Source organism: Haloferax litoreum (assembly GCF_009674605.1).
Taxonomy (GTDB): Archaea; Halobacteriota; Halobacteria; order Halobacteriales; family Haloferacaceae; genus Haloferax; species Haloferax litoreum.
In genome coordinates, this window is sequence record NZ_WKJO01000001.1 from 509318 (window position 1) to 533748 (window position 24431).

The following is a 24431-nucleotide window of genomic DNA, read 5'->3' on the forward strand; positions in this document are numbered from 1 at the left end:
CACTCTCGCTCGTCGCACCCCCGAGCAGTCGCGCCATTCGACGGCAACGCCGGAGGTTTATACCGCGCCTGCGAACGCCCTGCCATGACAGCCCTCGTGACCTTCGGCGAGACGATGCTCCGCTTGTCGCCGCCGCGTGGCGAGCGACTCGAGACGGCCCGCGAGTTCGAAGTACAGGCGGGCGGCGCAGAGAGCAACGTCGCCGTCGCGGCGGCACGACTCGGCCGCGACGCAGCGTGGTTCTCGAAACTCCCCGACTCACCGCTGGGTCGCCGTGTCGTCGGTGAACTGCGAAGCCACGGCGTCGACACCGACGGGGTCGTCTGGGACGACGACCACCGGCAGGGACTCTACTACCTCGAACACGGCGTCGCGCCCCGCCCGACCAACGTCGTCTACGACCGCGCGGACGCCGCAGTGACGACGCTCGAAACGGTCGAAATCGACCTCGACGCAGTCCGCGACGCCGACGTGTGCTACACCAGCGGCATCACGCCCGCACTCTCGGAGACGCTCCGAGCGACCACCGCGGACGTGCTCGCCGAGGCACAGGACGCCGGGACGACGACGGCGTTCGACTTGAACTACCGGACGAAACTCTGGGACCCGGCCGTCGCCGCCGAGGCGTACCGCGACCTGTTCGGCTCCATCGACGTGCTGTTCGCCGCACAGCGAGACGCCGAGACGGTCCTCGGACGCGAAGGCGACGCCGAATCCATCGCCCGCGGACTCGCCGACGACTTCGACTTCGAGACTGTCGTCGTCACTCGTGGCGCAGACGGGTCACTCGCACTCTTCGACGGCGACGTGTACGAACAGGGCGTCTACGAAGCAGAGACGCACGACGCAATCGGCACGGGCGACGCTTTCGTCGGTGGGTTCCTCGCGAAGCACCTCGCCGGTGGCGACGTCGCCGAATCACTCCAGTGGGCGTCCGCGACGGCGTCGTTCAAGCGAACCGTCGAAGGCGACGTCGCAGTCGTGACGCCCGAAGACATCGAACGCGTCGTCGCCGACGAGGGTGACGGTATCTCACGGTAGTCACCACGCCACTCTGTTTCCGACACTCGACCGGTTGGTCACCCGAGTCAGTCACGAGACCAGCAGTGCGACGCCCGCGCACCCCGTCCCAACGACTAAGCGAGTTCCCGTCGCCAATGGACTATGACACACGTCCTCGTCATCGGTGCCTACGGAAGCGCCGGCGTGGCCGTCGCCGACAGACTCGTCTCACACGTCGGCGACGACATCGACCGCCTCACACTCGTCGACGACGGCGACCCGGCCGGTGGTCTCTGCATCCTCCGCGGGTGTATGCCCTCGAAGGAACTCCTCTCTGCGGCGGGCCACCACTATCAGGCCCGCCACGACCACCGTCTCGTCGGCGAGACGCCCGCGATGGACCTCGACGCAGTCGTCGAGACGAAAGACGAACACATCTCGAACTTCGCCGCGCACCGTCGGGCGGCAGTCGAGAAGATGGCCGAACAGGACGGTGTGAAACTCGTCCGGGAACGCGCACGGTTCGTCGGCGAGCGGCGGGTGCAAGCGGGTGACCACGAGTTCGACCCAGATTACGTCGTCGTCGCCACGGGGTCCAGCCAGTTCGTTCCGGACCTCCCCGGCATCGACGACGTGGAGTACCTGACGAGCGCAGACGTGCTCGATGCGACTGCACTCCCCGAGTCTGGTGTCGTGATGGGGTTCGGCTACATCGGCCTCGAACTCGTCCCGTACCTCGCCGAGGCGGGTGTTGACCTCACCGTAGTCGAACACGACGAACGACCACTGGACGAAGCAGACCCGGTGTTCGGCGACGAAATACTCGATATCTACCGCGAGGAGTTTGGCGTCGAAGTTCGAACCGACGTATACGAAGACCGAATCGAGCAGACGGACGAGGGGGTCCGTCTCCACCTCGACGACGGGTCGAGTATCGACGCCGAATCGCTGTTTCTATTCACCGGTCGAAAGCCGAACGTCGGCGGCCTGAATCTCGACGCGGCGGGAATCACGCCGGAGGGCGAGTGGGTCGATGCGACGATGCACGCGAAGGGTGCCGACGGCGTGTTCGTCGTCGGCGACGCCAACGGACGGGAACCAATCCTCCACGTGGCGAAAGAACAGGGATTCGTCGCCGCCGACAACGTCCTCGCAGCGATTCACGACGAGGCGTTCGAGGAGTACCACAACGTCCACCACCACGTCATCTTCTCGGGGGCGACAGTCTACCCGTACGCTCGGGTGGGCCACTCCGCGGCGTCCGCCGCCGACGCCGGCATCGACCACGTCGTCGTCTCGCGCGAGGCACGTGACGACGGCGTCTTCAAGACCAAAGCCACGCTCCGCGGACTGGCGCGTCTGGTCGTCGGCACAGACGGAACCGTCCTCGGCTATCAGGGCCTCCACTACCACGCCGACGTGATGGCCAAGACGATGCAAGTCACCGTCGAGATGGGACTCGACGTGCGCGAGATACCTGACCGCGCGTACCATCCGACGACGCCGGAGATTCTCGACTCGTTGTTCCGGAACGCGTCGGCAGAACTGGACGACTGAACGACGATAATGATTTTTCTACCCTTTTAAAAAGCCAGATTCAAATTCGGGACCACGATAACCCGTCTCGGAAATGGCATCACTCTCGTTCGAACCGCTGACGTACGACGACATCCCCGACGACGAGCGCCCGTCGTTTCTGCAGGCGCTCGTTCCCGTCCTCGGGATGCTCGTGTTCCTGAGCGTCGGGGTCATCTGGTTGGGCCTCGACCCGCAGTTACCGCTCCTGTGGGGAATCATCCTCACCGGCGCTGTCGGCCGATATTGGCTGGGTCTCTCGTGGACGCGACTCTCTGGGGGCATCCGCGACGGCATCAACATGGGGATGTCGGCGCTGCTCATCCTCCTCGTCGTCTACATGCTCATCTCGACGTGGACTGCCGCGGGGACGATTCCGGCACTCATCTACTACGGTCTGGACCTGCTCTCGCCGGCGGTGTTCCTCCCGGCGGCGACGCTGCTCTCGGCAGTCGTCACCTTCGCCATCGGGTCGTCGTGGACCACCGCCGCGACGCTCGGTGTCGCGTTCATCGGCATCGGGTCGGGTCTCGGCATGCCGAACGCGATGACGGCCGGTGCCGTCTTGACGGGCGCGTACACCGGGGACAAGGTTTCGCCGTTCTCGGACACGACGAACCTCGCCGCTGCCGTGACGAACACCGACCTGATGACCCACGTGCGGACGATGCGCGTCGGGACGAGCATCGCGCTCGCAATCTCGCTCGTCGCGTACACCGTACTCGGTCTCACTGCCTCCGGTGACATCCCAGCAGGGCGCGTCGCCGAGATTCAGACGGCTATCGCCGGCACCTACACCGTGAACCCGCTGGTGTTCGCACCACTTCTCGTCACGTTCGTCCTCGCGCTTCGTGGTTACCCGGCGCTTCCCTCTATCATCGCCGGCGTCGTCACCGGCACCCTCACGCAGTTGTTCGTGCAGGGACCGAGTGCTATCGACACCTTCGTCGGCGCGTGGAACGTCGCCTTCGCGGGTACGTCGCCCGAGACGGGCGTCTCGACGGTCGATTCGCTCCTCGCGTCGGGTGGTCTCCTCGGGTCGTCGTGGACGATGACCGTCATCCTCGCGTCGCTGTCGCTCGGCGGTATCCTCGAACGAACTGGCTGTATCGCCGTCATCGCCCACGAGATGCGTCGTATCCTCACCTCGGTGTCTTCTCTCACCATCGGGACGGCCACCTCGTCGCTGGCGATGAACGCCATCGCCGCCGACCAGTACATGAGTATCGTCGTGCCCGGAATGAGTTTCCGCGGCCTCTACGACGAGTTCGACTTAGAGAGCAGAAATCTCTCGCGGGCCGTCGAATCCGCGGGGACGACGACGAGTGCGCTCATCCCGTGGGGCACCGGCGGCGCGTACATGGCTGACGTGCTCGGTGTGCCGACGCTCCAGTACGCACCGTACTACTTCCTCGGGTTCCTCTCGCCACTCATCCTCGTGGCGATGGGACTGACCGGGTGGCGCATCACGAAAGAAGGGTCGGACACGCAGGCCGGCCTCCGCGGTGCGTTCGCGTCGTTCACCGACGACGACTGACGCACAGCAGTCGGCGCGTCCGTCTGTTCGCAGACCGGCAGGCGTATTTCGATTCGTCCAGTAGCCGGGGGCATGGAGGTCACGACGGCCGGCCGGTTCCGCGTCTATCGCAGTCCACGCGAGCGAGACGAACTCCTCTTGCTCGAACGCCCCGAAGAGGCCGTCGACTGGACCGACCCGGAGGCGGCGGCCGACGCCGACGGGGCGTTCTCGCCCACGTACGTCCCACGGACGGGATACGACGACGAGGACATCGCAGACACCATCGAAGCACTCGAACCCGGAAACGAAATCGAGGCGACGCTGGCGTGGGACGACGGCGACCCGCGGTTCGCCGCGGTGTCGGTCACCGACCGAACCCGATTCCGATTCGTCGGTGCGGCGACCGGTCTGTTCGAGGCCGCTCGGGAGACGTGGCACAGGATGGACAGCGGTGAGGCAATCGGGTCACGCGTCACCTACGGAACCGACGGCGACCCGAACGCCGTCCTCTACGTCTTCGCGAAACAACCGGGGGCACGCGACCTGTTCGAAGAGTTTAGAGACGGTGTCGTCCCGCTGGACCCACTCATCGGCCGTCTGGCCGCAGAGACCGACGCCGCGACGACGGGAGCCGAATCGACCGTCCCCGACGCGCCCCGCGAGGTGTTCGTGCTCCGTCCACTGGACGAAGAGTTCGTCCTCGTCGCTATCGCGTTCGACAGAGACGGAGTGTTCGCGCAGACGGTGCGCGAGACGTACTGCTGAAGAAGAGAGACGACGCACAGGGCGCGTATCGAGTCGTCGCGCAGTTCGGGTGTCGGGTCAGCCGCAGGGGTCAATTCCAGCGCGGTTCGACCAGCGCGGTCGGTTCGTCGCCGGTGAGGACGCGCTTGATGTCCGAGGCAGTCTGTTCGTTCACTTCGGCGCGCGCTTCGACTGAACACCACGCCGCGTGCGGCGAGAGGACTGCGTTCCCCAACTCACGGAGCGGCGAGTCCGGCGGGAGTGGTTCCTCTTCGAACACGTCGAGGCCGGCGGCGGCGATGTCGCCCTCGCGGAGGGCGTCCACGAGTGCGTCTTCGTCGATGACTGCGCCACGCCCGGTGTTCACGACGATTGCGTCGTCGTCGAGGGCGCCGAAGGCGTCGGCATCGACCATCCCGCGCGTCTCGGGGGTCGCCGGGGCGTTGACAGAGAGGTAATCCGAGCGAGCGTAGAGTTCGTCCAGCGAGACGGGTTCGACGCCGTACTCGTCGAGCACGTCGTCGTCGACGTAGGGGTCGTAGACGATGGTTTCGAGGCCGAATCCGGAGCAGAGTTCGGCGGTTCGCTGCGCGATGGCCCCGAACGAGAGGAACCCGAGCGTTCTACCCTTCATCCGGTGGAGTTCTCGGCCGGGCGTCGGTGGCCACTCGCCGGCGCGGACTGCCCGGTCGTACGTGGGCGTCGCTCTGATACACGACAGGAGGAGTGCGACGCTGTGGGTCGCCACTTCGTCAGTACAGTACGCCGGGACGTTGGTGACGACGACGCCGTGTTCGGCGGCCGATTCCACGTCGATATTGTCGAATCCGACCGCGGCCCGAGCGACGATAGAGAGGTCGAGTTTGGAGAGTGCCTCGGCGGTGACCGGCGTGGCGATATCGGTCACGACGGCGTCGGCATCGGCCTCACGGCAGGCCTCCACGAGTGCCGCCTCGGACCCGAGTTCGGCGACGTGAATCTCGGCGATGTCTCCGAGAATGCGCCGTTGGTGCTCGGGGTCCACCATGTGAAAGTCGCTCAGCACGACGTTGTAACTCATGTTCGAGTGAACGATTCTGAGCGAAGCTACTTATTTGTGTCTCGTAGTCTCAGAATTTAATCGAATCGAACGTCGATGACGAACGCCACCTCGTCTCTCCGAGGGCGTCAGTTCTCTTGCATCCAGCGCTGATAGAGACCCGACGCACCGATGACGGCGAAGAGGACTGACGCGAGGACGGGGGCACCGAGCGTCGAGATTACGGGCACGTCGACGACGACGGCAATCATCATGACGAGTCCGAGTGCTGAGAGGACGGCGTAATACTCACTCCACGAGAGTTCGCCCTCGGGGACGACTTCCATGTAGACTGTCACGTCGCCCGCCTCCGCGAGAGAGACCTGCTTCGACTCGTCGTCGTACTCGACGATGTCCAGTTCGTCGAGTTTCGGGATGTGGGTCTGCTGGAGTGAGACGTAGGCACTCTGGCGGATGTTCCTCGGCGGTGGCGACTCACCCGTCTCGGCCTCCGCGATTCGTTCCGAGAGTTCGCGAAGCGTCATATCTCCTCCTTGGAGGAACTCGATCGCCATACGACGGCGGTCGTTACTCAATACCTCGTGGATTCGAGTCTCGGAAAGTTCGGTGTCAGGTGTGGTCGCCATACGAGGATTCGATTGATTCGTGACTGGTCGCTTCTCCTATATCAACCGTTCGCCTCGGTTATCTCTGGTGAAAACGGCACCCGAAACGGAAGTTCGCCCAATACTGCCGAAAGACCGCCAGTGCCTATACTATTCTCGATAATCTGGGCAAAATAAAATACCGACGACGTGTTGACACGAGTGGTCGATTGCCCGACACACACGGCATGAGCTGCCGCCTGATGCCAATATTTATTAATCGTAGCGACCGGAGTTAATATATGACTGTGGTCAGCGTCTCCATGCCGGAGGAACTGTTGGAGCGCATCGACTCGTTCGCCGACGAACACGGGTACACCGGGCGCAGCGAAGTCGTCAGGGAGGCGTCGCGCAATCTCCTCGGAGAGTTCGAAGACAAGCGACTCGAAGACCGTGAGTTGATGGCCGTCGTGACGGTCATCTTCGACTACGAGACGACGAGCGTCGAAGAGCGGATGATGGGCCTTCGGCACGAGTACGAGGGCCTCGTCAAGTCGAACTTCCACAACCACGTCGGCAACCACTACTGCATGGAACTGTTCGTCCTCGAAGGCCAACTCACCGATATCTCGACGTTCGTCGGGAAGATTCGGGCCACCCGAGACACCTTGAGCGTCGATTACTCTGTGATGCCCGTCGACGAGTTCACGGGCATCGTCGAGGAGTGACTGCCGATGAGCGACCCCGTCCCCATCGTCGTCTACACGCGCGAGGGATGTACTCTCTGTGAGGAAGTCGAAGCGACCATCCGTGACGTCTCCGAGGCCGAGGGTATCCCAGTCGAGATGGACCTCGTCGACGTCGATACAGACAGAGAATTACTCGAAGAGTACGGCGACAGAGTCCCGTACGTGTACGTGGACGGTCGGCCGGCGTTCAAGTTCGAAGTCGACCCCGAGCGACTGCGGGAGAAGTTACACAAGGCGTCCGCCTGATACACGTACCTCTATCTGACTGCCGACAGCGACTCGCCGCGGAAGTCACTGGGTCGTCACCGTGGTAAAGAGTGTCCACAAGAGCGCAAACCCGAGGACACCGAGACCAACGTCTCGAACGACGTGGACCACCGCGTCTGACGGTTCGACGAGCAGGGTTCGTGAGTGAACGACGAGGAGGAGCGTCAGCGAGATACCGCCAGCGAGAACGAATGCCGCTATTTTCGCCCGACTCGACCGCCGTTTTCCAACGTCGTCGTGTCTGACGAGGAAGAGACCTGCTGTCGCGAGTGCGCCCACGGACGCTGGGAACCAGTAGACGACGCCACGATAGACGAGTGCCGCGGCGGTTGCGAGCGCACCCGAGATTCCCGACAGCGCCACGATGAGACTGGACAAGACCACGACTGCGCTCCCGATACTGCCGGGCGTCGGCAAGAATCCGCTCACCTTGGCGAGCGGAACGACGACGAGAACCAGTGGCAGTGGTTGGGTCACACCGAGGGCGTCGAGCGCTGTCCAGAGCGCCGCCGCCACCGACAACTGACCGAATAGGGAGAGGACGAAGACGGCGACGAGGCGCCACGGGTCGGCGGCGAGTTCGTCGAGCGTCGCCACGAACCGTTCGACTCGGTGAGCGACGCTTTCGGGAGTCGGTGGCGAGACACCGGGAAGCCAGCGGCCGACTCCGTTCGTGAGTCGTCCGAGTCCGCGACCGACGGCTGGTTCGATGTCGTGTCGAACGGCCCACAGAACCGCGACGATGGCGAGGAGACCGAACGTGACTCCCGCAGCGAACGCGGCGGTGTTTCGGACCTGCTCGGCTACGACGAACCGGGACGAGTAGAAACCGACCACGAAGAGACCCAGCGCGACCGATGCGAGTCGAACGAAGACGTTGACCCCGACGACTGCGGCGAACGCTCGCTCGTAGTTGATGTCGCACTGCCACGAGACGAGCAGACTACTCACGGGCGTCCCACCGGATTGACCGAACGGTGTGACGGCGTTGACGAACTCCATCGCCGCAAAGAGGACCGTCGCGTCCCAGAGCGACACCTGCGTCCCGATTCTCCTGAGGACGACCCAGAGCGCCATTCCCCAGGTGACTATCGGAACGAGGCCGAGAACGACGAGCGACGCGAGGTGTCGACCCGAGATGGCACTGACGGCATCGACGACCGCAGTCGCTCCGACGAACCAGACGTAGAGCGAAAACCCGACGAGTGCGAAGACGACACTCGCGACGGTGCGCCACACACCGGGTATTCGCATCGAAGTCACCCTCATCGGTCTACGCACTCAGTCGCTTCGGGAGGTCCTCACGCCGAGTCGGGCACCCTCCACCCATCGGAGATACCGCGTATGCATCGTGTTCCGTCAGGGTCTAGGTCGACTCACCGGCGACGCGGTGGCGCGGTCAGCCACCACCCGAACACCTTCGACCAGTACTCGTCGGGGTCCGACGGGGGTTTCTTCGTCTCGTCGTGGGTCTTCCCTTCGAGCAACTGGCGTTCGACGATGTTGCGCGCGAGGTGGAGTGCGTGTGACGCGCCGTATCCTTCGCCGGTGCCGACGAAGTGTCCTTTGTCGGTGAACAGGCGGATGCGAGCCATGATGAGCGGCGTGCCGCGGAGTTTCTCGTCGTGTTCGTGGAGGTAGACGTTCGCTTCGAGTATCGTCAGTCCGCCGTACTTGTCGGCGAAGCCTTCGACCATTGCGACGACTTCGTCGCGCGAGATGTCGTCCAGCAACTCGACGTTGGTAATCTGGACCGGGAGTCGCGACTCGCCCGTCCACGTCAGCGCTTCGAGGACGTCACTCTTGGTGACGATGCCTGCCGGCGCGTTCTCCTGTACGACGATGAGCGACGAGACGCCATCGTCCAACATCTGCTCGACAGCGTCGTCGAGTCCGTCGTTCGGAAGGACCGTCGCGACGGGTGCACTCATCACGTCCACGACGGGCAGGTCGAGCATCCGTTCGAGTTCGCCCGCACGGTCACCCATCCCACCGGCGGACCGGAATCCGGGTGAAGAACCCCCACTGGACACGTCGAACCCTCCCGACGACCCACCGGAAGGTTTGTCCATCGCTCTCGTCGTGAAGTCGAGGATGTCGGTGAGGCTGACCACGCCGACCACGTCGCCGTCCTCCGCGACGGGAAGGTGGGTGATACCGTTCTCGCGGAAGGCGTTGAGTGCCTCGCCGAACGTCGAATCTTGGCCCACCGTGACGAGCGAGTCCGAGTACACGTCCTCGACGGTGAGGACGCCGAGGAACTGCTGGACGGCCTCCAGCACTCGGTCGGTCGAGACGGTTCCCACCAGTTCCTCGTCGTCGAAGACGGGGAGGACTTCGCTCCGACTCGCGAGGATGAGGCGGGCGACGCGGCGAACGTCTTCGTCACGGTCCACCTTCGCAGGGTGCCACAGGATACTCCGCGCCTTGGCGTCCGGGTCGCGGTGCGTGACGTTCATTTGCCGCAGCGTCACGATACCGAGGTACTCGCCATCGTCGACGACGACGATAGCCTTCGTGCCCGTCTCCTGAAACATACCCTGAAGCTTCGAGACACGCGTTTCGGGCGTCACCGTCGGGAACTCACGCTCGACGAGGTTCGAGATATCCATACGTACCGTACGCCAGACGAGGTGTTGAATGTTGTCAGGAGAGTAAGGGAACCCCACGTTCACACCAACGTTATGCGAACCGTTAGCATAGACTAGTTCGGTGGTGGTCAGATGGTGGAACTCACAGAGGTTCACGAGAACGTGTACGAAATCGAACGAACGGGAGAGATGCGCGTCCCGGCACGCGTCTACGGGTCGGCGTCCCTCATCGAAGAGATGCTGGAGGAAGGTGACCTCACACTCACTCAGGTCCGAAACGTCGCGACGTTACCGGGTATCCAGAAGTTCGCGCTCGTCCTCCCCGACGGACACCAGGGGTACGGCTTTCCCATCGGTGGCGTCGCGGCGGTCGACCTCGATGAGGGCGTCATCAGTCCGGGCGGAATCGGGTTCGACATCAACTGCGGCGTCCGCCTGCTCCGGACGGGTCTCTCGTACAAGGATATCGCCGGACAGGAGTCGATTCTCGCAGACAGACTCTACCAGACCATTCCGACTGGACTGGGGAAGGGCGGGTACCTCCACACTGACATCTCGGACGTGCGCGGCATCCTCGAATCCGGGATGGAGTGGATGCTGGCGAACGGGCACGCGACGGCGGACGACTTGGACCACTGCGAGGAGAACGGTCACCTGCCGGGCGACCCGAACGCCGTGCCGACCGAAGCGCTCAAACGCGGCGTCAATCAGGTCGGGTCGCTCGGGTCCGGAAATCATTTCCTCGAAGTCCAGCGCGTCACCGACGTGTACGACCCCGAGACGGCGGCGGCGTTCGGCGTCGAAACCGACGACGTGGTCGTGATGATTCACTCTGGGTCTCGTGGCCTCGGCCACCAGACGTGCTCACACTTCATCCGCGAGTTCGAGCGGCACTACCCCAACCTTGTGGCGTCGCTGCCGGACAAACAACTCGTCTACGCCCCTCTCGGCGACCGGCTCGCAGACAGATACTGGGGTGCGATGAACGCCGCCGCGAACTTCGCGTGGGCGAATCGGCAGGCGATGACGCAAGCGGTCCGCGAGGTGTTCGACGCGCTCTTCGAGGCGACTGAGGTCGAACTCGTCTACGACGTGTGTCACAACATCGCCAAAGAGGAGCGCCACACCGTCCGTGGTCGTGAGCAGTCGCTTCTCGTCCACCGAAAGGGCGCGACACGCGCGTTTCCGGCGGGACGGCCCGAGATTCCCGACGCGTATCGCGACGTGGGACAACCGGTCTTCATCCCCGGAAGTATGGGTTCTCACTCGTACGTCCTCGCTGGAGGGCCGCGGTCACTCGAACTCAGTTTCGGGTCGACGGCCCACGGTGCAGGTCGACTCAAGTCGCGGACGCAGGCGAAAGGCGAGTACACCGCCGGAGAACTCCAGAAGGCGCTTCGGGCGCGCGGAATCTTCGTTCGGGCGCGGTCCGGCGGTACGCTGACCGAGGAGGCCCCCGGTGCGTACAAAGACATCGACGAGGTCGTTCGTGTCAGTGACGCGCTCGGAATCGGGACCAAAGTCGCCCGGACGACACCGCTCGCCAACATCAAAGGATGACGAACGTCGGCCACGTGTACTCACCTCTGTGTGTCAGTTCGGGCGAGTTGCGCGGGCCTAGTCATATCACCTCGGCGCACCTCTATACACCCATGGAAGCTGACAGACAACTCCTCCAACAGGCCCGCAAACGACTCGACGGGTGGATTTACACGGCACGTGACCGGACGTACCGTGAACTGTTCACTGGCGACGACGCCGTCGTCACGGACGAGGAGCGTCAGCTACTCGACACTGTCGACGAGGAACTCGCGAGCGACGGTGGCGACGGCATCTGGGGCGTCGACGAGTACGACATCGTCATGGGACACCCGAAGAACCACCCACTCTCTGTCGTCTGTACCCGCCACCCCCAGATTCCCGCCGAGTGGTCACGGGGCGAAGAGAGTCTGAGCGAACCGGAACGAGAGCAGTTCAACGACCTCCTGTGGGACTACTGCGAGCACGTCAGACGACACGTCCAAGACGAAGTCAACGAGTTCGTCGGCGTCGCGGGGTCCCTCGAAGAGTAACACGAGAGGAGACGATGCGCGTCATTCACCCACCCGACCACCGACCCTGTTACCAGTGCAGTGCACGCGCAGACGTTGTCATCGCCCGCGGACACCAGATGTGGTACAGTTGCTGGGAGTGTGCCAGCCCACTTCTCGAACACGGCGGGGTCATCGTCGCCGGAGAGTTGGGGAAGGCCCGTCGGAATCGAGGCTAAGACGGCACGATGCGGAGGGAGCGGCTATTTGCGTCCGTTCCACGGTAGGGGGCCCTGTTCGGCCGATTCCGACCCCGTGAGAACGAGTTACGCATTCAAGCCCGCGGAGTCCGTAGTGGTCGACCATGGGAGATTCAGATTCGTTCGGAGCCATCCGAGAATTCGAACACGGTGGCACCACGTACAAGATGGCGGACCTGACGGTCCTCGAAGAACAGGGCCTCTGCGAACTCGACCGTCTACCGGTCAGTATCCGCATCCTGCTGGAGTCCGTCCTCAGGAACGTCGACGGCGACATCGTCACCGACGACGACGTACGAAACGCGGCGTCGTGGGAACCGGACGTGCCGAACGTCGAAGTTCCGTTCACACCGTCTCGGGTCGTCTTGCAGGACCTGACCGGCGTGCCGGCCGTCGTCGACCTCGCGGCACTTCGCTCTGCGGCGGACCGCTCGGGGAAAGACCCCAGTATCGTCGAACCCGAAGTCCCCTGTGACCTCGTCATCGACCACAGCGTGCAGGTCGACTTCTTCGGGTCGCCCGACGCGTACGAGAAGAACGTCGAACTGGAGTACGAACGCAACGCCGAGCGCTATCGGGCGCTCAAGTGGGCGCAGAACGCGTTCGAGAACTTCCGTGTCGTCCCACCGGGAACGGGTATCGTCCACCAGGTGAACCTCGAACACCTCGGGCAGGTCGTCCACGACCGCGAGTGGCGCGACGACCAGTGGCTTCTACCCGACACCCTCGTCGGCACCGACAGTCACACACCCATGATTGGCGGCATCGGCGTCGTCGGGTGGGGCGTCGGCGGTATCGAAGCCGAGGCCGCGATGCTCGGCCAACCGATTACGATGAAACTGCCCGAAGTCGTCGGCGTGCGACTCGAAGGCAAACTTCCCGAAGGCGCGACGGCGACGGACCTCGTCTTGCACGTCACCGAGAAACTCCGACAGGTCGGCGTCGTCGACCGGTTCGTCGAGTTCTACGGTCCCGGTGTCAAGCACCTCTCGGTGCCCGACCGGGCGACCATCTCGAACATGGCACCCGAGCAAGGGTCGACCATCAGCGTGTTCCCGGTGGACGAGGCGACACTGGATTACCTCGAACTCACCGGCCGCGACCCGGACCACATCGAACTCGTCCGGGAGTACCTCGACGCGCAGGGTCTCTTCGGCGAACAGCACCCCGAGTACACCGAGACGGTCGACATCGACCTCTCGACGGTCGAACCGAGCCTCGCCGGCCCGAAACGCCCGCAGGACCGTATCGCGATGGGCGACATGAAGTCGCACTTCCGGCAACTGCTCTACGGCGAGTTCGAAGACCACGTAGACGACGTGGACGAAGAAGCCATCGTCCGATGGCTTGGCGAAGGCGGGGGCGACCCTGAACTCGCGGGCGACGGCGGGTCACTCACGGAGACGCCCGAGGAAGCACCCGACGAACCGGACCTCGGAGAGTTGACCAAACGCGTCGAAATCGACCTCGGCGACGGGAAGACGGCCGAAATCGGTCACGGGAGCGTCGTCGTCAGTGCGATTACGAGTTGTACGAACACGTCGAACCCGTCGGTCATGGTCGCCGCGGGTATCCTCGCCCGCAACGCGGTGGAGAAGGGCCTCGACATGCCCGATTACGTCAAGACGAGCCTCGCGCCCGGCAGTCGCGTCGTCACGGAGTACCTGAAGAAAGCCGAGTTACTCCCGTACCTCGAAGACCTCGGATACGACGTGGTCGGCTACGGCTGTACGACCTGTATCGGGAACGCCGGCCCGCTTCCGGAACCCATCGAGAACGCCATCGACGAACGCGACCTGTGGACGACGAGTGTCCTCAGCGGCAACCGGAACTTCGAGGCGCGCATCCACCCGAAGATTCGCGCGAACTACCTCGCCAGTCCGCCACTCGTCGTCGCCTATGGCCTCGCCGGCCGGATGGACATCGACCTCGAGAACGACCCACTCGGCACCGACGACGACGGCAACCTCGTCTACCTCTCGGACATCTGGCCGGACCCAGAAGAGGTCAAACAGATGATTCACGACAGCATCGACCCGTCGATGTTCCGCGAGAAGTACGCGGAAGTCTTCGAAGGCGACGAGCGCTGGGATGCACTCGAAGCCCCGACCGGCGACGTGTACGAGTGGGACGACGAGTCGACCTACATCCGCGAACCGCCGTTCTTCAAAGACTTCCCACTGGAGGCACCCGGCGTCTCGGACATCGACGACGCTCGCTGTCTCATGACGCTCGGCGACACCGTGACGACGGACCACATCAGCCCCGCCGGGCCGTTCGGCTCTGACCTCCCGGCAGGCCAGTGGCTCATGGACCACGGCGTCGACCCGGTCGACTTCAACACGTACGGCTCTCGCCGCGGGAACCACGAGGTCATGATGCGCGGGACGTTCGCCAACGTCCGCATCGAGAACCAGATGCTCGACGACGTGGAAGGTGGCTACACCATCCACCACCCGACTGGCGACGAGACCACCGTCTTCGAAGCGAGTCAGCGGTACCGCGACGACGACACTCCGCTCGTCGTCCTCTCGGGCGTCGAGTTCGGGACGGGGTCCAGTCGTGACTGGGCGGCCAAGGGGACAGACCTCCTCGGCATCCGAGCGACCATCGCGGAGAGTTACGAGCGTATCTTCCGGGACAACCTCGTCGGAATGGGCGTCCTCCCACTCCAGTTCCAAGACGGCGACTCGTGGGAGTCACTCGGTCTCGATGGCTCGGAATACTTCGACATCCGCGGCCTCGACGACGGCCTCGAAGTCAACGACGAACTCACCGTCGTCGCCACGAACGACGATGGAACCGAAATCGAGTTCGACGTGACCGCACAAGTCGGCACGCCCGCCGCGGTGAAGTACGTCGAAAACGGCGGCATTCTCCACTTCGTCCTGCGCCGTCTGCTGACGCAGGACTGAGCGAGAACGCCGGTCGAAGCGACCGATTTTTGCCCGGTCTGCGACGTGTACAAGCTCATGTTCCATGGTAACGTAGTTCGTACAGACATGTCCACAGTCACACCGACCGCCAAGCCAACTCGTACGGTCCTCGCTCGACGCGGGCTCACCGCCATCGCACTGTCTCTCGTCGCGAACGCCCTCGTCTTGACGCTCGTCCTCGCCAGCGGTGCGGTCCAGCCGTTTGCACCACTCTCGTACCCGCCGGTCGTGTTCCTCTCTGCGGTGGGTGCAATCGGCGCGACACTCGTCTATGGACTGCTGTCGAGTCGGGTCGAAAATCCCGACCGCACCTTCCTGCAGGTCACCGTCGTCGTGTTGGTCCTGTCGTTCGTCCCCGATATCGGCCTGCTGTTCGGTGACCCCCAAGCCACGATTGCTGGCGTCCTCGTCTTGATGGCGATGCACGTCGTCGTCGCCGCAGTGTGCGTCGGGGTGTTGACGGAAATCGGGAGAAGCGAGGGGAGGACAGTCTAACGCGACGACACGTTCAAAAAACTGTGAGTCTCTGTTCGCGCGGTGCTACGCGGCCGGTTCGATGTTCTGGTTCACGTGGAAGAAGTTGTCAGGGTCGTATCTCGCCTTGACCTTCTGTAACCGGTCGTAGTTCTCGCCGTACGTGGCGCGAATCCGCTCGTCCCCTTCTTCCATCATGAAGTTGATGTACGACCCACCGAGGGTGTGCGGGTGGACTGCGTCCCAGTAGTCGCGGGCCCACTCCGTAATCTCGTCTGCCTTCGCCGGGTCTGTGTCGACGCCGACGATGACCATCGACCAGTTCGCGTCGCGGACGGACCACGCAGCCTCGTCGGAACCGACGTCGTGGACGGCCCCGTCGATTGGGTACAGGTGCATCGTCGACTTGGCGGTCGGTACTTCGGCGAAGCGCCGGTGTTCGGTGATTACTTCGTCGGTCAGTTCGCGCACGAAGTCACCCTTCCAGTACCACTGGTCGCCTTCCGGATAGAGGCCGTCGAACATCCCCTGTAGTGCGGGGTACGGCATCTCGCCGACGTGTTCGAACATCGGTTCGGCCACGTCACGGGCGGTCTGGAGCATCTCTTCGGCCTGGTCTTCAGACCCCGTGCAGCACCACATCAGTCCACAGACCTTCTCGCCGTGGATTTCCTCGGGGAACGGGTCGCCCGGTACCTCGGCGACGAGGTAGAAAGCGTACACGTCCCGCGGTGCGTCGGTTAACCAGCCACGGTACCACTCCATCGTCGTCTCCAGTTCCGAAAGCGGCCAGAACATCGGTCCGGCGACGACCGTCTCGACTGGGTGGAGGTCGAACTCGAACGACGTGACGACGCCAAAGTTCCCGCCTCCGCCGCGAATCGCCCAGAAGAGGTCTTCGTTCTCGTCTGCACTCGCGCGGACCATTCGGCCGTCCGCCAACACGACGTCTGCAGCGACCAGGTTGTCGATGGTCAGGCCGTACTTGCGTGTCAGATAGCCGTGTCCCCCACCGAGGGTCAGACCGCCGACGCCTGTCGTGGAGATGATTCCACTGACTGTCGCCATGCCGAACGCGTGGGTGGCGTGGTCCACGTCGCCCCACGTGCACCCGGCTTCGACAGTCACCGTCTTCTGTTCGGGGTCGACGCGGATGCCGTTCATCTCTTCGAGGTCGATGACGAGCCCATCGTCGACCAACGATAGCCCTGGCCCGTTGTGGCCGCCGCTTCGAACCGCGGTGTCGAGTTCGTTCTCTCGCCCGTAGTTGACCGCTGCGATGACGTCCGCCACGTCGCTACACTTAGCGATTAGCCGCGGACGCTTGTCTATCATCGCGTTATAAATCGCGCGTTCGTCGTCGAACTCCGGGTCGCCGGCCCGTATCAGGTTGCCCCGAAACGAGTCTCGAAGTTCGCCGGTAATTGTCCCTTCGTCTCCTGCTGTTGCCATACTTTTCTCTCGCGCATCGCTCGTGCCAGTCGTCTTTCGCCCCGTTGCACAGCATGCGCAGTCGCTAGTACCACGCATTGTACGTTAGCTGTTATCATTTCACTGTGCCAGAAGGGCCGTTCTTCAACTTTTTGAGACCACCAGACACCGTTCGTAAACTTCACCGGCCGGTGAGAGTCCGTGTTGGGGAATAGACCAGCAATCGGGGCAGTGTCGAACTGCCGAGCGCCGGTCGATTCAGACCCGTGCGAGAACCTGTATCCACCGCTCGCCGGTTTCGATATCGACTCGACCGAACCCCGCGTCGACGACCAGCGACCGAACCTGTTCGGGCCGATACAGCTCGAAGTACCGGCCGTCAGTATCGAATCCGCTCTCTTCGCCTCGTTTCACCGAGAGATAGGCGACTCCGTCGTCAGCGAGGACGCGTCTGAACTCACGGAGCGTTCCCGGCGCATCCGGACGTGGGACGTGGAGAAACGATGCGCAACTCCAGACGCCGTCGAACGACCCGTCTCTGAATGGGAGTCGCCGCATGTCTCCACGGGCGAACGATGCCTCGTCGACCGCCGTTCGTGCGGCCCGGACGAACGACGACGTGAGGTCGAATCCGACGACGTCGAATCCGTCGGTAACGAACGTCTCCGTGTCGACACCGGGACCACACCCAACGTCAAGAATCCGGTCTCCTGCGAGCGCTTCGTAGAAGTCGTCTCCGAACAACGCGGCAACCGACTCGGCGCGGTACTTGTCGACGAAGGCATCTGACTCGCTCTCGTACACTGACCTCGTGCGGGATACCTCGTGCACGAGGCTGGCTTCACGGGGCCATCTTGTCAATGTTACTTCGTTTCAGGGCTGCTCGTAGTCACGTGTGAGCGTTCCCAGTCCGGTCGCACGCCGGCGTTCGTATACTCCCCGGAGGTTCGCTTCGTTCACCGACACGATACACCCAAGTGTCGAGGTCTGACGGCACCTCCAGACACGATGTGTGTCGTACCGATACGACCAGCCATTCGGCTCACAAGCGTGTAGAATATGGATGGGCCCCATGGGGGAGCATCCAGATTCTCCCGCCTTGTCAGCCACCAGTTGGCAGGCACTTCAAGCCCTGAAACAGGCGTTTGGAAATCCGTCTTCTGGCGTTGTCCCGCCAAGTGACCATGACCAACGACCTCGAACCCTTGGAACCTGCGGCAGCGAAGCAGATGTATCTCGATGCTCGCAGTCAGGAACTATCAGACGCAACGCTACAATCGCACCACTACCGACTCAAACAGTTCGTCCAGTGGTGCGAAGACGAAGCAATCGACAATATGAACACGTTCTCCGGGAGGGACATCCACCGATATCGCGTCAAGCGACGCAACGAAGATGGCCTTTCGAATGCCTCGATGCGGGGTCAGCTTGCGACTCTTCGTGTGTTTCTCCGGTTCTGTGCGAGCATCGATGCAGTTGAGTCCGGACTCGATGAGAAGATACTGCTCCCAACGACCACGTCAGAAGACGCTCGGACAGAATCGTTGAGCTCAGAGCGTGCCAGGCAGATTCTCGCTCACCTAGAGAAGTACCACTATGCACGCTTAGAACACGTACTACTGGAAGTCCTCTGGCACACTGGGTTACGAATTGGAGCTGCTGTCAGTCTGGATGTCGACGACTACGATTCTGAGGAGCGGTTTTTCCAACTCGTTCACAGGCCCGAACAGGGGACGTCCCTAAAGAACGGCAAGGAGAGTGAACGCTATATCGCATTGAGTGAGCGTGTTTGTGGAGTTCTGGATGACTGGCTCAAGGTCAACCATCCAAGGACGATAGACAAGTACGGTCGGAAGCCTCTCTTCGCAACTCGTCAAAGCCGGCTGAGTCGAAATAGAGGGCGGACAATTTCGTATCAGTACACACGGCCCTGCGTGTACGACTCGACGTGTCCACACGACCGAGACATTGACGAGTGCGATGCCAGACCTTCTCCACGAGCATACGCGTGTCCGTCCTCACTCAGCCCCCACCCAATTCGTCGGGGAGCGATCACCTACTACCTCCAGCAGGACACACCAGAGCGAGTCGTGAGCGACAGAATGGACGTCGGAACAGATGTACTTGACCGACATTACGACCAACGAACGGAGCGGGAGAAACTCAGGCAGCGGAGGCGGTATCTCCCAGAAGATGAGCGGGAGTAATGGCGGACCTGACGTATACGATTGGCCCTGTCGAAATGCTCAGGTGGTGGCACTAAATTCGGTTTGAAGCGAGACCATTACTGGTAGAATAATTAGATATCTGTACGTAACATTCTTATATATCGTCACATCATTTGTAGTAAGTATGTCAGCTCCCCTCTCCTCATCCGAAATAAAATCTACCCTAAATAATCGAAGCAAGGATTTCGTTCTCAACCTTGCTAGCGTACTCACTGGGGCCGCATACGACAAGGACGAATATACTAAACCGGATACAATCGATGAACTCGTATCCGATTACCACTCAGAGGTCAGACAGTTTGTCTCTGACTACAAAATGCTTGATAGGGAGAGCGTTAATCTACGAGCTGCTAAGGACTTCATATCAAATAACTATACCAATGTGAAGAGAGAACAACTTGACGTAGACAATCGATTTTCACTTCTACTCTCGCTTTATACTTTAGAACTCGAAGGCGAACTCAATTACATAGTTGCTGCGTCCCGAATTTACGATCGAAAAGGAAGACGGTCCTACTTTATAGACAGAGAGATACCGATATCGACAATCAGCCAATCTTTAGATGACTTCCATGACTATTGGAATTCAGAGCGACCATACCCTCTTCTAATTCGCGCATACGAGTCCAATATCTCTGATGGTGGCACGATCTTTGAGATATTTAAGGAACAAGGCCTGCGAACACGGGATGAATTCGGATTTCGCAATGATGCGTCTGGTAGTGATGAATATCCAAGCAAGCCGAAGATCACTACTCGAAAACACTATCCAATAAAGAAAATCCGCTTTGAGATCACAACTGAAGGTGGACAGACAATTTTCACCTTTACGGACAATTATGAAAACGGATGGAAGAACATTCTAGAGAGCCTCTTCAAGCGAACCATCGATGACGAGGAGATATATAATGATCTCCAAAGACACAAGTCAAAAGTTGCGACCGAAATTGAGCAAAGTGCCTCAAATGCCACAGCAGACTCAGAGTCGAGTGACCAGAGTGTCACTGGTATCATTGAAGATGGAATAAAGAGGAAAATCGAATCGGCGAAAGGTCGAGTGGATATGATGGAACTGACTGATGAAGAAAAGGCTGGTTTGAAAGATCGTCTTGACTCTATCGAACTGGGTGGCTCTGAACTGAGAGGGGACAGTTCAACCGGTACGAATCAGTTCCGTTTGGTTGCAAATTTGGAAGATGCCTACTCTTCGTTTGACACTATGGAGCAGACATTTGAAGAGATATTAAATAAGGCCAGTGAAGAAAATATGAAATTTGTCATCAAAATAAAAGGTCGGCCAATCGCAATCGACTCTGGCACGTGGGACTTGCTGGAAAATGGGCGGATATCTGATGAGAACAAACGTGCCCTTGAAGCCTTCTTCGGTCAAATCTAACGATGTTTGACTCTAACGCCCTTGACTCACTTCTATCTCATCGGAACCCTACCGGTAATATCCACGATGATGAGTTACCAGATATACCCACCTCGTGGGCAACACCCCATACAAATGTCCCCTCCATGTGTCCAGAATGTGGGGGGTTTTGTTCGCATGATGTTCTTGAGTCGGAAGAAGTAGTGGAATTCACTTGTGACAACCGATGCGGTGTGACAGCAGATATTGGAGAGTTCACTCAGTACAGAGTTGATTACGAGTCAGTAACACGAGAGCTTTGTAACCACATCGGTGTTGAATGTCAGTCAATCAAGCCGGATCTTCCGAGACATATCTCTGCGGACGTAACTATCCCGCTCAAGAGAGTGGGCAACGACATCGAAAAAGACAATCAAGGAGACGACGGTGATGAAAAGCAGATTGTTGAGGAAGCAGAGGTGCGGATAATAATCTCTCCCCATAACCTGGAGGAAGAAGTTCGTAATGCGCTATTTGAAATATCACTCTCAAATAAGCCCAGTTTAGTATTCATAAAAGCAGACAGAATCTCTGAATTGCTTGAAATCCAGTATCTATACGCATCTGGAGATTTAATTCACATTTCCACAACCGGAAATATGCCAAGTTCGAACCGACTCAATAAACGGCTGAGAGACATGTGTAAAATCAAGAAGCTTGAGAGAGATATGAAGAAAAATCTCGAAACAGACACCAACTCTGAGTTGGTCAGCAGAGTTGATTCGAACCCCCGATATATTTTGACTGAACTCAACCATATGCTCGCGCTTAGACAGTCTGGTGAAATCAAAAGGTGGGAAGGAGACAGACTGGAGAAAGTGACTGAATCGGCTTTCTCCCATATTTTTGCCACCCTACAGGGAGAGGGAGGTCAGGACGACAATTTTGAAAAAATGCCGGATACGGTATTCTATATCGGAGAATTGCAGAATAATACTGACCCAGAGCCGATGGGACCAGTCTTGGGGGTTATTGACACAAAGTCTGGTTCTCCGGCAGGGTTCTCTGGAGAAAAAATTGAGGGGAAACAAATTGATTATGTGAGCGCAGCGCGGAAGCGCTCCGTCCCTGTTGACAAGGTTGCACACATATTTGTCACCACACACATTAGTTCACTGAATGATCTTGACTTTCACGATCGGATTCAGGAATCCTACGCCAGTCATGAACATATGGTGGTCCTGACCGCTGAGGGATTGATGATGTTGATGGCAATTTATCTCTCAAGTACACTCTCTGACAGGGTTAAATTGGAAACGAACACGTTTGCTCGAGCGGCTCGTTCCTTATTCGATCCGGACGAATACTACAAAATCGGAAATGGTGAGTTCACCCGGGAAACAGTTCAGTCATCAGACCAAGAAGAGTATAATAAACGCTATGCTGCGAAGCATGATCTATTGCTAATTACCCCAAAAGTTGTTGAGAACAACTTTACCAACTATATGGAAGAAGAGCCCGATATCGGAGACATACTGAACACGTATCTCGGGAACATCAGCTGACCCGATAATAAAGGGGCAGTGCCATCCGATCAAACTACTTGGATGTGGGTTTATTTGGATCTCCGAGTCCAATATTCCACTACTAAGGCCCTTATATTATAGTCTGCACAAAAAACACTTATCGGTTGGTGGCATCCATCTAATAGATGGTTTGCGAAATGTCGGGTGGGACGTTTGCTGACAACCTCGTGTATCAATTTGGCCAATGGTTGCTTTGTGAATTCCCACAGTGGCTGAACGAAGTACTCTCAATAGTGGTTACAACCATATGAGTGGGAATACAGGAACCCGAATAGCCACCGGTCTCGTAGGTGGCCTTGTTGTAGTATCAATCGCTCTTGCACTCTTGGGTTTCGATACAAGCATTGCTGTCGATGTTTTCATTCCGTTGTTCCTAATCGCTGTGTTCCTGGCTATCGGGATTGGTTTCGTAAACGCCGCAAGGTCGTGAGGCAATTCTGATTTCCGCACAGTAAATCGGTAGTCTACGGAAGTTTGATTACCGTTGCAAAACTAACAACAGTTATATGGGTGACATAGATGGGTGAAGAAGACACCAGCCAAGATAGTGTTGATCCAAACAGCTTCCGTGGGGACGAGAAAATCGATTCGGCCCTTAAACTTCGAAATGCGTTTTCGGAGGCAATCACTCACCACGGGTTCCCGGATACACTTGTGTTGAGTCGTGAACGGGCAGACGATGTGTTCCATGAGCGGCGTATTCGGATCATGGATTATCTAAAGACATATCAACCTCAGTCGGTCCGTGCCCTCGCGAAAGAGTTGGACGTCGATAAAGGGGTTATCAGCCGTGACTTACAGAAGCTTCGCGAATTGGATATCGTTGAGTTCGAAAACGATGGACGCAGCAAGGCTCCGAAGTTGAAGCATCAGCATGTTGTTGTCGAGCCCGTTATCTGAGTTTTCAGAAACTCATCGTAGTTAGGAGCCAATCTCTGCTTCGTGAAGGTACTCACAGTCACCCTGATAGACGGGTTTACCATCATATTCGATTAGGATGTGTTCTAATTCGTCAACAGCAACTGCACCCTCATCGAGCGTGTTCGCTGCTTGCGTAACTGTTTCAAATGGGTAGTCGTCCTCAACGTCATCAATCATGCTTTTGACAACGTTCTTTACCTCGTCAACGAGTTCCGGTCTGGATTCTTGCCACTCCACGCACTCATCCTCATCGTACCTCGCACCATAGATTGCCCGTTCCTCGATATTAGATGCCTCTGCCCTAATCCAAACGACTGGCTTGTCTGGATGATGACCTGTATTACCGACTTCGTTAATCATCCGTTCCCTTAATTCAGAGAAATCGTCTGTGAGCCCTCTTTCGAGCCTGACGAGGTGTTCAAAGAACCATCGACTGAGATAGTCCTGAGACTCGAGAAAAAACTCGTCATATTGGGCCTCACGTTCGTAATCGAACTCGCTGAGAAATTCCTGCTGGTGAGTGTCAAACTGTTCTTTTAGAACCACAACACGTTCTGCCTGTATTTTCAAGTCAGGCGCGTGGTTCTCGAGAAGGTCCCTCATATATCGGTCATTCTCCAGATACTGAGGCATCACTCGGAATTCGTCTTCTTCGGATGCGAATGAGATTCTAGTCGGGGTTGGCGCAGAGTTGAACGAGACTGTGCCAACAAATGGTAGGTTCTTGCTCGGTTGGTCAACAGGGTTGTCACTTATCTCTTGATCCGGATTCCCATGCCACTTCCGTACACGTTCTCGAAGGGTTTCGGTATGCTGTTCGCGGATACCACGGTTCATTTCTGCTTTCAGCAATTCCTTTTGCGATTCTAAGATGGTTGACTGCCTGAAATACAACAAGACGAGGGCAGAGGAGAGTGCTGCTGACACAGCGACGTTGAGGAGGGAAAACCAATCGGAACCGTATCTATTCTGGATTTCAACACCGACTACGACAACGAGAGCAATTGTTCCTAAGACGGTTATTCCAAGCTTCAGTATATTTCGCAAATTCATCTAATCATACTGCAAGGTTGATTAGTAAAATAACACGTGGGTCGCCAAAATGGCATATTTTCACTAACCCACCTCCTCTGCGTCGGTG

The 24431-nt window shown here is 59.3% G+C and carries 22 protein-coding genes; 15 read left to right on the forward strand and 7 right to left on the reverse strand.

What is annotated here, in order from left to right; genetic code table 11:
* The first annotated feature begins 84 nt into the window (after positions 1–84).
* The 4 genes from kdgK1 to GJR96_RS02645 all read left to right on the forward strand — a co-directional run bounded on the left by kdgK1 (position 85) and on the right by GJR96_RS02645 (position 4861).
* Complete coding sequence (gene kdgK1, locus GJR96_RS02630; protein WP_151161513.1) at positions 85–1041, forward strand: bifunctional 2-dehydro-3-deoxygluconokinase/2-dehydro-3-deoxygalactonokinase; 957 nt, start codon at positions 85–87, stop codon at positions 1039–1041.
* A gap of 123 nt (positions 1042–1164) precedes the next feature.
* Entirely contained in the window at positions 1165–2559 is a 1395-nt protein-coding gene (locus GJR96_RS02635) for a dihydrolipoyl dehydrogenase family protein (protein WP_151161514.1), read from the forward strand.
* 73 nt (positions 2560–2632) lie between these two features.
* A complete protein-coding gene (arcD, locus tag GJR96_RS02640; protein WP_151161515.1) occupies positions 2633–4114 on the forward strand; it encodes an arginine/ornithine antiporter ArcD in 1482 nt (493 codons plus the stop codon).
* A 72-nt stretch (positions 4115–4186) separates the two neighbouring features.
* Positions 4187–4861: a DUF6663 family protein gene (locus GJR96_RS02645; protein ID WP_151161516.1), complete on the forward strand. Its 675-nt coding sequence runs from the start codon at positions 4187–4189 to the stop codon at positions 4859–4861.
* Positions 4862–4931: 70 nt separating this feature from the next.
* Here the strand turns inward: GJR96_RS02645 and GJR96_RS02650 are convergent, their stop codons facing one another.
* Together GJR96_RS02650 and GJR96_RS02655 are read right to left on the reverse strand one after the other, a co-directional pair.
* Positions 4932–5900 carry a C-terminal binding protein gene (locus tag GJR96_RS02650; RefSeq protein ID WP_191965796.1) on the reverse strand — a complete coding sequence of 323 codons (969 nt, stop codon included), beginning with the start codon at positions 5898–5900 and terminating at the stop codon, positions 4932–4934.
* A 107-nt stretch (positions 5901–6007) separates the two neighbouring features.
* Entirely contained in the window at positions 6008–6505 is a 498-nt protein-coding gene (locus tag GJR96_RS02655) for a DUF7344 domain-containing protein (RefSeq protein WP_151161517.1), read from the reverse strand.
* Between the two features lie 260 nt (positions 6506–6765).
* Here GJR96_RS02655 and GJR96_RS02660 point away from each other — a divergent pair, with 260 nt between their 5' ends.
* Together GJR96_RS02660 and GJR96_RS02665 are read left to right on the forward strand one after the other, a co-directional pair.
* Positions 6766–7191, forward strand: coding sequence for a CopG family ribbon-helix-helix protein (locus GJR96_RS02660; protein WP_151161518.1), 426 nt, complete (start codon positions 6766–6768; stop codon positions 7189–7191).
* Positions 7192–7197: 6 nt separating this feature from the next.
* Entirely contained in the window at positions 7198–7458 is a 261-nt protein-coding gene (locus GJR96_RS02665) for a glutaredoxin family protein (RefSeq protein WP_151161519.1), read from the forward strand.
* A 45-nt stretch (positions 7459–7503) separates the two neighbouring features.
* Here GJR96_RS02665 and GJR96_RS02670 read toward each other — a convergent pair whose 3' ends face one another.
* Together GJR96_RS02670 and GJR96_RS02675 are read right to left on the reverse strand one after the other, a co-directional pair.
* Positions 7504–8733, reverse strand: a complete 1230-nt coding sequence (locus tag GJR96_RS02670; RefSeq protein ID WP_191965797.1) for a lysylphosphatidylglycerol synthase transmembrane domain-containing protein — start codon at positions 8731–8733, stop codon at positions 7504–7506.
* Positions 8734–8855: 122 nt separating this feature from the next.
* Positions 8856–10091 (reverse strand): CBS domain-containing protein, encoded by a 1236-nt coding sequence (locus GJR96_RS02675; protein ID WP_151161521.1) that lies wholly within the window; start codon positions 10089–10091, stop codon positions 8856–8858.
* Positions 10092–10202: 111 nt separating this feature from the next.
* Between GJR96_RS02675 and GJR96_RS02680 the strand changes: the two genes are divergently transcribed.
* From GJR96_RS02680 to GJR96_RS02700, 5 genes are all read left to right on the forward strand, one after another.
* Entirely contained in the window at positions 10203–11630 is a 1428-nt protein-coding gene (locus tag GJR96_RS02680) for an RtcB family protein (RefSeq protein ID WP_151161522.1), read from the forward strand.
* Positions 11631–11722: 92 nt separating this feature from the next.
* The gene (locus GJR96_RS02685; RefSeq protein WP_151161523.1) at positions 11723–12142 is read left to right on the forward strand and encodes a DUF7539 family protein; all 420 of its coding nucleotides are present in this window, start codon (positions 11723–11725) and stop codon (positions 12140–12142) included.
* Positions 12143–12156: 14 nt separating this feature from the next.
* Positions 12157–12339 carry a hypothetical protein gene (locus tag GJR96_RS02690; protein ID WP_151161524.1) on the forward strand — a complete coding sequence of 61 codons (183 nt, stop codon included), beginning with the start codon at positions 12157–12159 and terminating at the stop codon, positions 12337–12339.
* 125 nt (positions 12340–12464) lie between these two features.
* Positions 12465–15275, forward strand: coding sequence for an aconitate hydratase (locus tag GJR96_RS02695; RefSeq protein ID WP_151161525.1), 2811 nt, complete (start codon positions 12465–12467; stop codon positions 15273–15275).
* Between the two features lie 87 nt (positions 15276–15362).
* The gene (locus GJR96_RS02700) at positions 15363–15791 is read left to right on the forward strand and encodes a DUF6069 family protein (protein ID WP_151161526.1); all 429 of its coding nucleotides are present in this window, start codon (positions 15363–15365) and stop codon (positions 15789–15791) included.
* Positions 15792–15836: 45 nt separating this feature from the next.
* Here the strand turns inward: GJR96_RS02700 and GJR96_RS02705 are convergent, their stop codons facing one another.
* Positions 15837–17222, reverse strand: coding sequence for an FAD-binding oxidoreductase (locus GJR96_RS02705; protein ID WP_151161527.1), 1386 nt, complete (start codon positions 17220–17222; stop codon positions 15837–15839).
* 237 nt (positions 17223–17459) lie between these two features.
* A complete protein-coding gene (locus GJR96_RS02710; protein ID WP_151161528.1) occupies positions 17460–18032 on the reverse strand; it encodes a class I SAM-dependent methyltransferase in 573 nt (190 codons plus the stop codon).
* A gap of 353 nt (positions 18033–18385) precedes the next feature.
* Between GJR96_RS02710 and GJR96_RS02715 the strand changes: the two genes are divergently transcribed.
* From GJR96_RS02715 to GJR96_RS02730, 4 genes are all read left to right on the forward strand, one after another.
* On the forward strand, positions 18386–19408 hold the full coding sequence (locus tag GJR96_RS02715) for a tyrosine-type recombinase/integrase (RefSeq protein ID WP_151161529.1): 1023 nt from the start codon (positions 18386–18388) through the stop codon (positions 19406–19408).
* 145 nt (positions 19409–19553) lie between these two features.
* A complete protein-coding gene (locus GJR96_RS02720) occupies positions 19554–20825 on the forward strand; it encodes a hypothetical protein (protein ID WP_151161530.1) in 1272 nt (423 codons plus the stop codon).
* Positions 20826–20827: 2 nt separating this feature from the next.
* Positions 20828–22348: a hypothetical protein gene (locus GJR96_RS02725; RefSeq protein WP_151161531.1), complete on the forward strand. Its 1521-nt coding sequence runs from the start codon at positions 20828–20830 to the stop codon at positions 22346–22348.
* A gap of 540 nt (positions 22349–22888) precedes the next feature.
* Positions 22889–23269 (forward strand): winged helix-turn-helix domain-containing protein, encoded by a 381-nt coding sequence (locus GJR96_RS02730; protein WP_151161532.1) that lies wholly within the window; start codon positions 22889–22891, stop codon positions 23267–23269.
* A gap of 21 nt (positions 23270–23290) precedes the next feature.
* Here GJR96_RS02730 and GJR96_RS02735 read toward each other — a convergent pair whose 3' ends face one another.
* Positions 23291–24343, reverse strand: coding sequence for a hypothetical protein (locus tag GJR96_RS02735; RefSeq protein WP_151161533.1), 1053 nt, complete (start codon positions 24341–24343; stop codon positions 23291–23293).
* Positions 24344–24431: the final 88 nt, after the last annotated feature.

Coding starts and splice junctions, on each gene's coding strand:
- GJR96_RS02685 (WP_151161523.1), top strand. CDS start 11,723: ATGGAAGCTGACAGACAACTCCTCCAACAGGCCCGCAAACGACTCGAC.
- GJR96_RS02705 (WP_151161527.1), bottom strand. CDS start 17,222: ATGGCAACAGCAGGAGACGAAGGGACAATTACCGGCGAACTTCGAGAC.
- GJR96_RS02680 (WP_151161522.1), top strand. CDS start 10,203: ATGGTGGAACTCACAGAGGTTCACGAGAACGTGTACGAAATCGAACGA.
- GJR96_RS02645 (WP_151161516.1), top strand. CDS start 4,187: ATGGAGGTCACGACGGCCGGCCGGTTCCGCGTCTATCGCAGTCCACGC.
- GJR96_RS02650 (WP_191965796.1), bottom strand. CDS start 5,900: ATGAGTTACAACGTCGTGCTGAGCGACTTTCACATGGTGGACCCCGAG.
- GJR96_RS02720 (WP_151161530.1), top strand. CDS start 19,554: ATGTCAGCTCCCCTCTCCTCATCCGAAATAAAATCTACCCTAAATAAT.
- GJR96_RS02695 (WP_151161525.1), top strand. CDS start 12,465: ATGGGAGATTCAGATTCGTTCGGAGCCATCCGAGAATTCGAACACGGT.
- GJR96_RS02655 (WP_151161517.1), bottom strand. CDS start 6,505: ATGGCGACCACACCTGACACCGAACTTTCCGAGACTCGAATCCACGAG.
- GJR96_RS02665 (WP_151161519.1), top strand. CDS start 7,198: ATGAGCGACCCCGTCCCCATCGTCGTCTACACGCGCGAGGGATGTACT.
- arcD (WP_151161515.1), top strand. CDS start 2,633: ATGGCATCACTCTCGTTCGAACCGCTGACGTACGACGACATCCCCGAC.
- GJR96_RS02660 (WP_151161518.1), top strand. CDS start 6,766: ATGACTGTGGTCAGCGTCTCCATGCCGGAGGAACTGTTGGAGCGCATC.
- GJR96_RS02715 (WP_151161529.1), top strand. CDS start 18,386: ATGACCAACGACCTCGAACCCTTGGAACCTGCGGCAGCGAAGCAGATG.
- GJR96_RS02700 (WP_151161526.1), top strand. CDS start 15,363: ATGTCCACAGTCACACCGACCGCCAAGCCAACTCGTACGGTCCTCGCT.
- GJR96_RS02730 (WP_151161532.1), top strand. CDS start 22,889: ATGGGTGAAGAAGACACCAGCCAAGATAGTGTTGATCCAAACAGCTTC.
- kdgK1 (WP_151161513.1), top strand. CDS start 85: ATGACAGCCCTCGTGACCTTCGGCGAGACGATGCTCCGCTTGTCGCCG.
- GJR96_RS02675 (WP_151161521.1), bottom strand. CDS start 10,091: ATGGATATCTCGAACCTCGTCGAGCGTGAGTTCCCGACGGTGACGCCC.
- GJR96_RS02635 (WP_151161514.1), top strand. CDS start 1,165: ATGACACACGTCCTCGTCATCGGTGCCTACGGAAGCGCCGGCGTGGCC.
- GJR96_RS02690 (WP_151161524.1), top strand. CDS start 12,157: ATGCGCGTCATTCACCCACCCGACCACCGACCCTGTTACCAGTGCAGT.
- GJR96_RS02670 (WP_191965797.1), bottom strand. CDS start 8,733: ATGCGAATACCCGGTGTGTGGCGCACCGTCGCGAGTGTCGTCTTCGCA.
- GJR96_RS02735 (WP_151161533.1), bottom strand. CDS start 24,343: ATGAATTTGCGAAATATACTGAAGCTTGGAATAACCGTCTTAGGAACA.
- GJR96_RS02725 (WP_151161531.1), top strand. CDS start 20,828: ATGTTTGACTCTAACGCCCTTGACTCACTTCTATCTCATCGGAACCCT.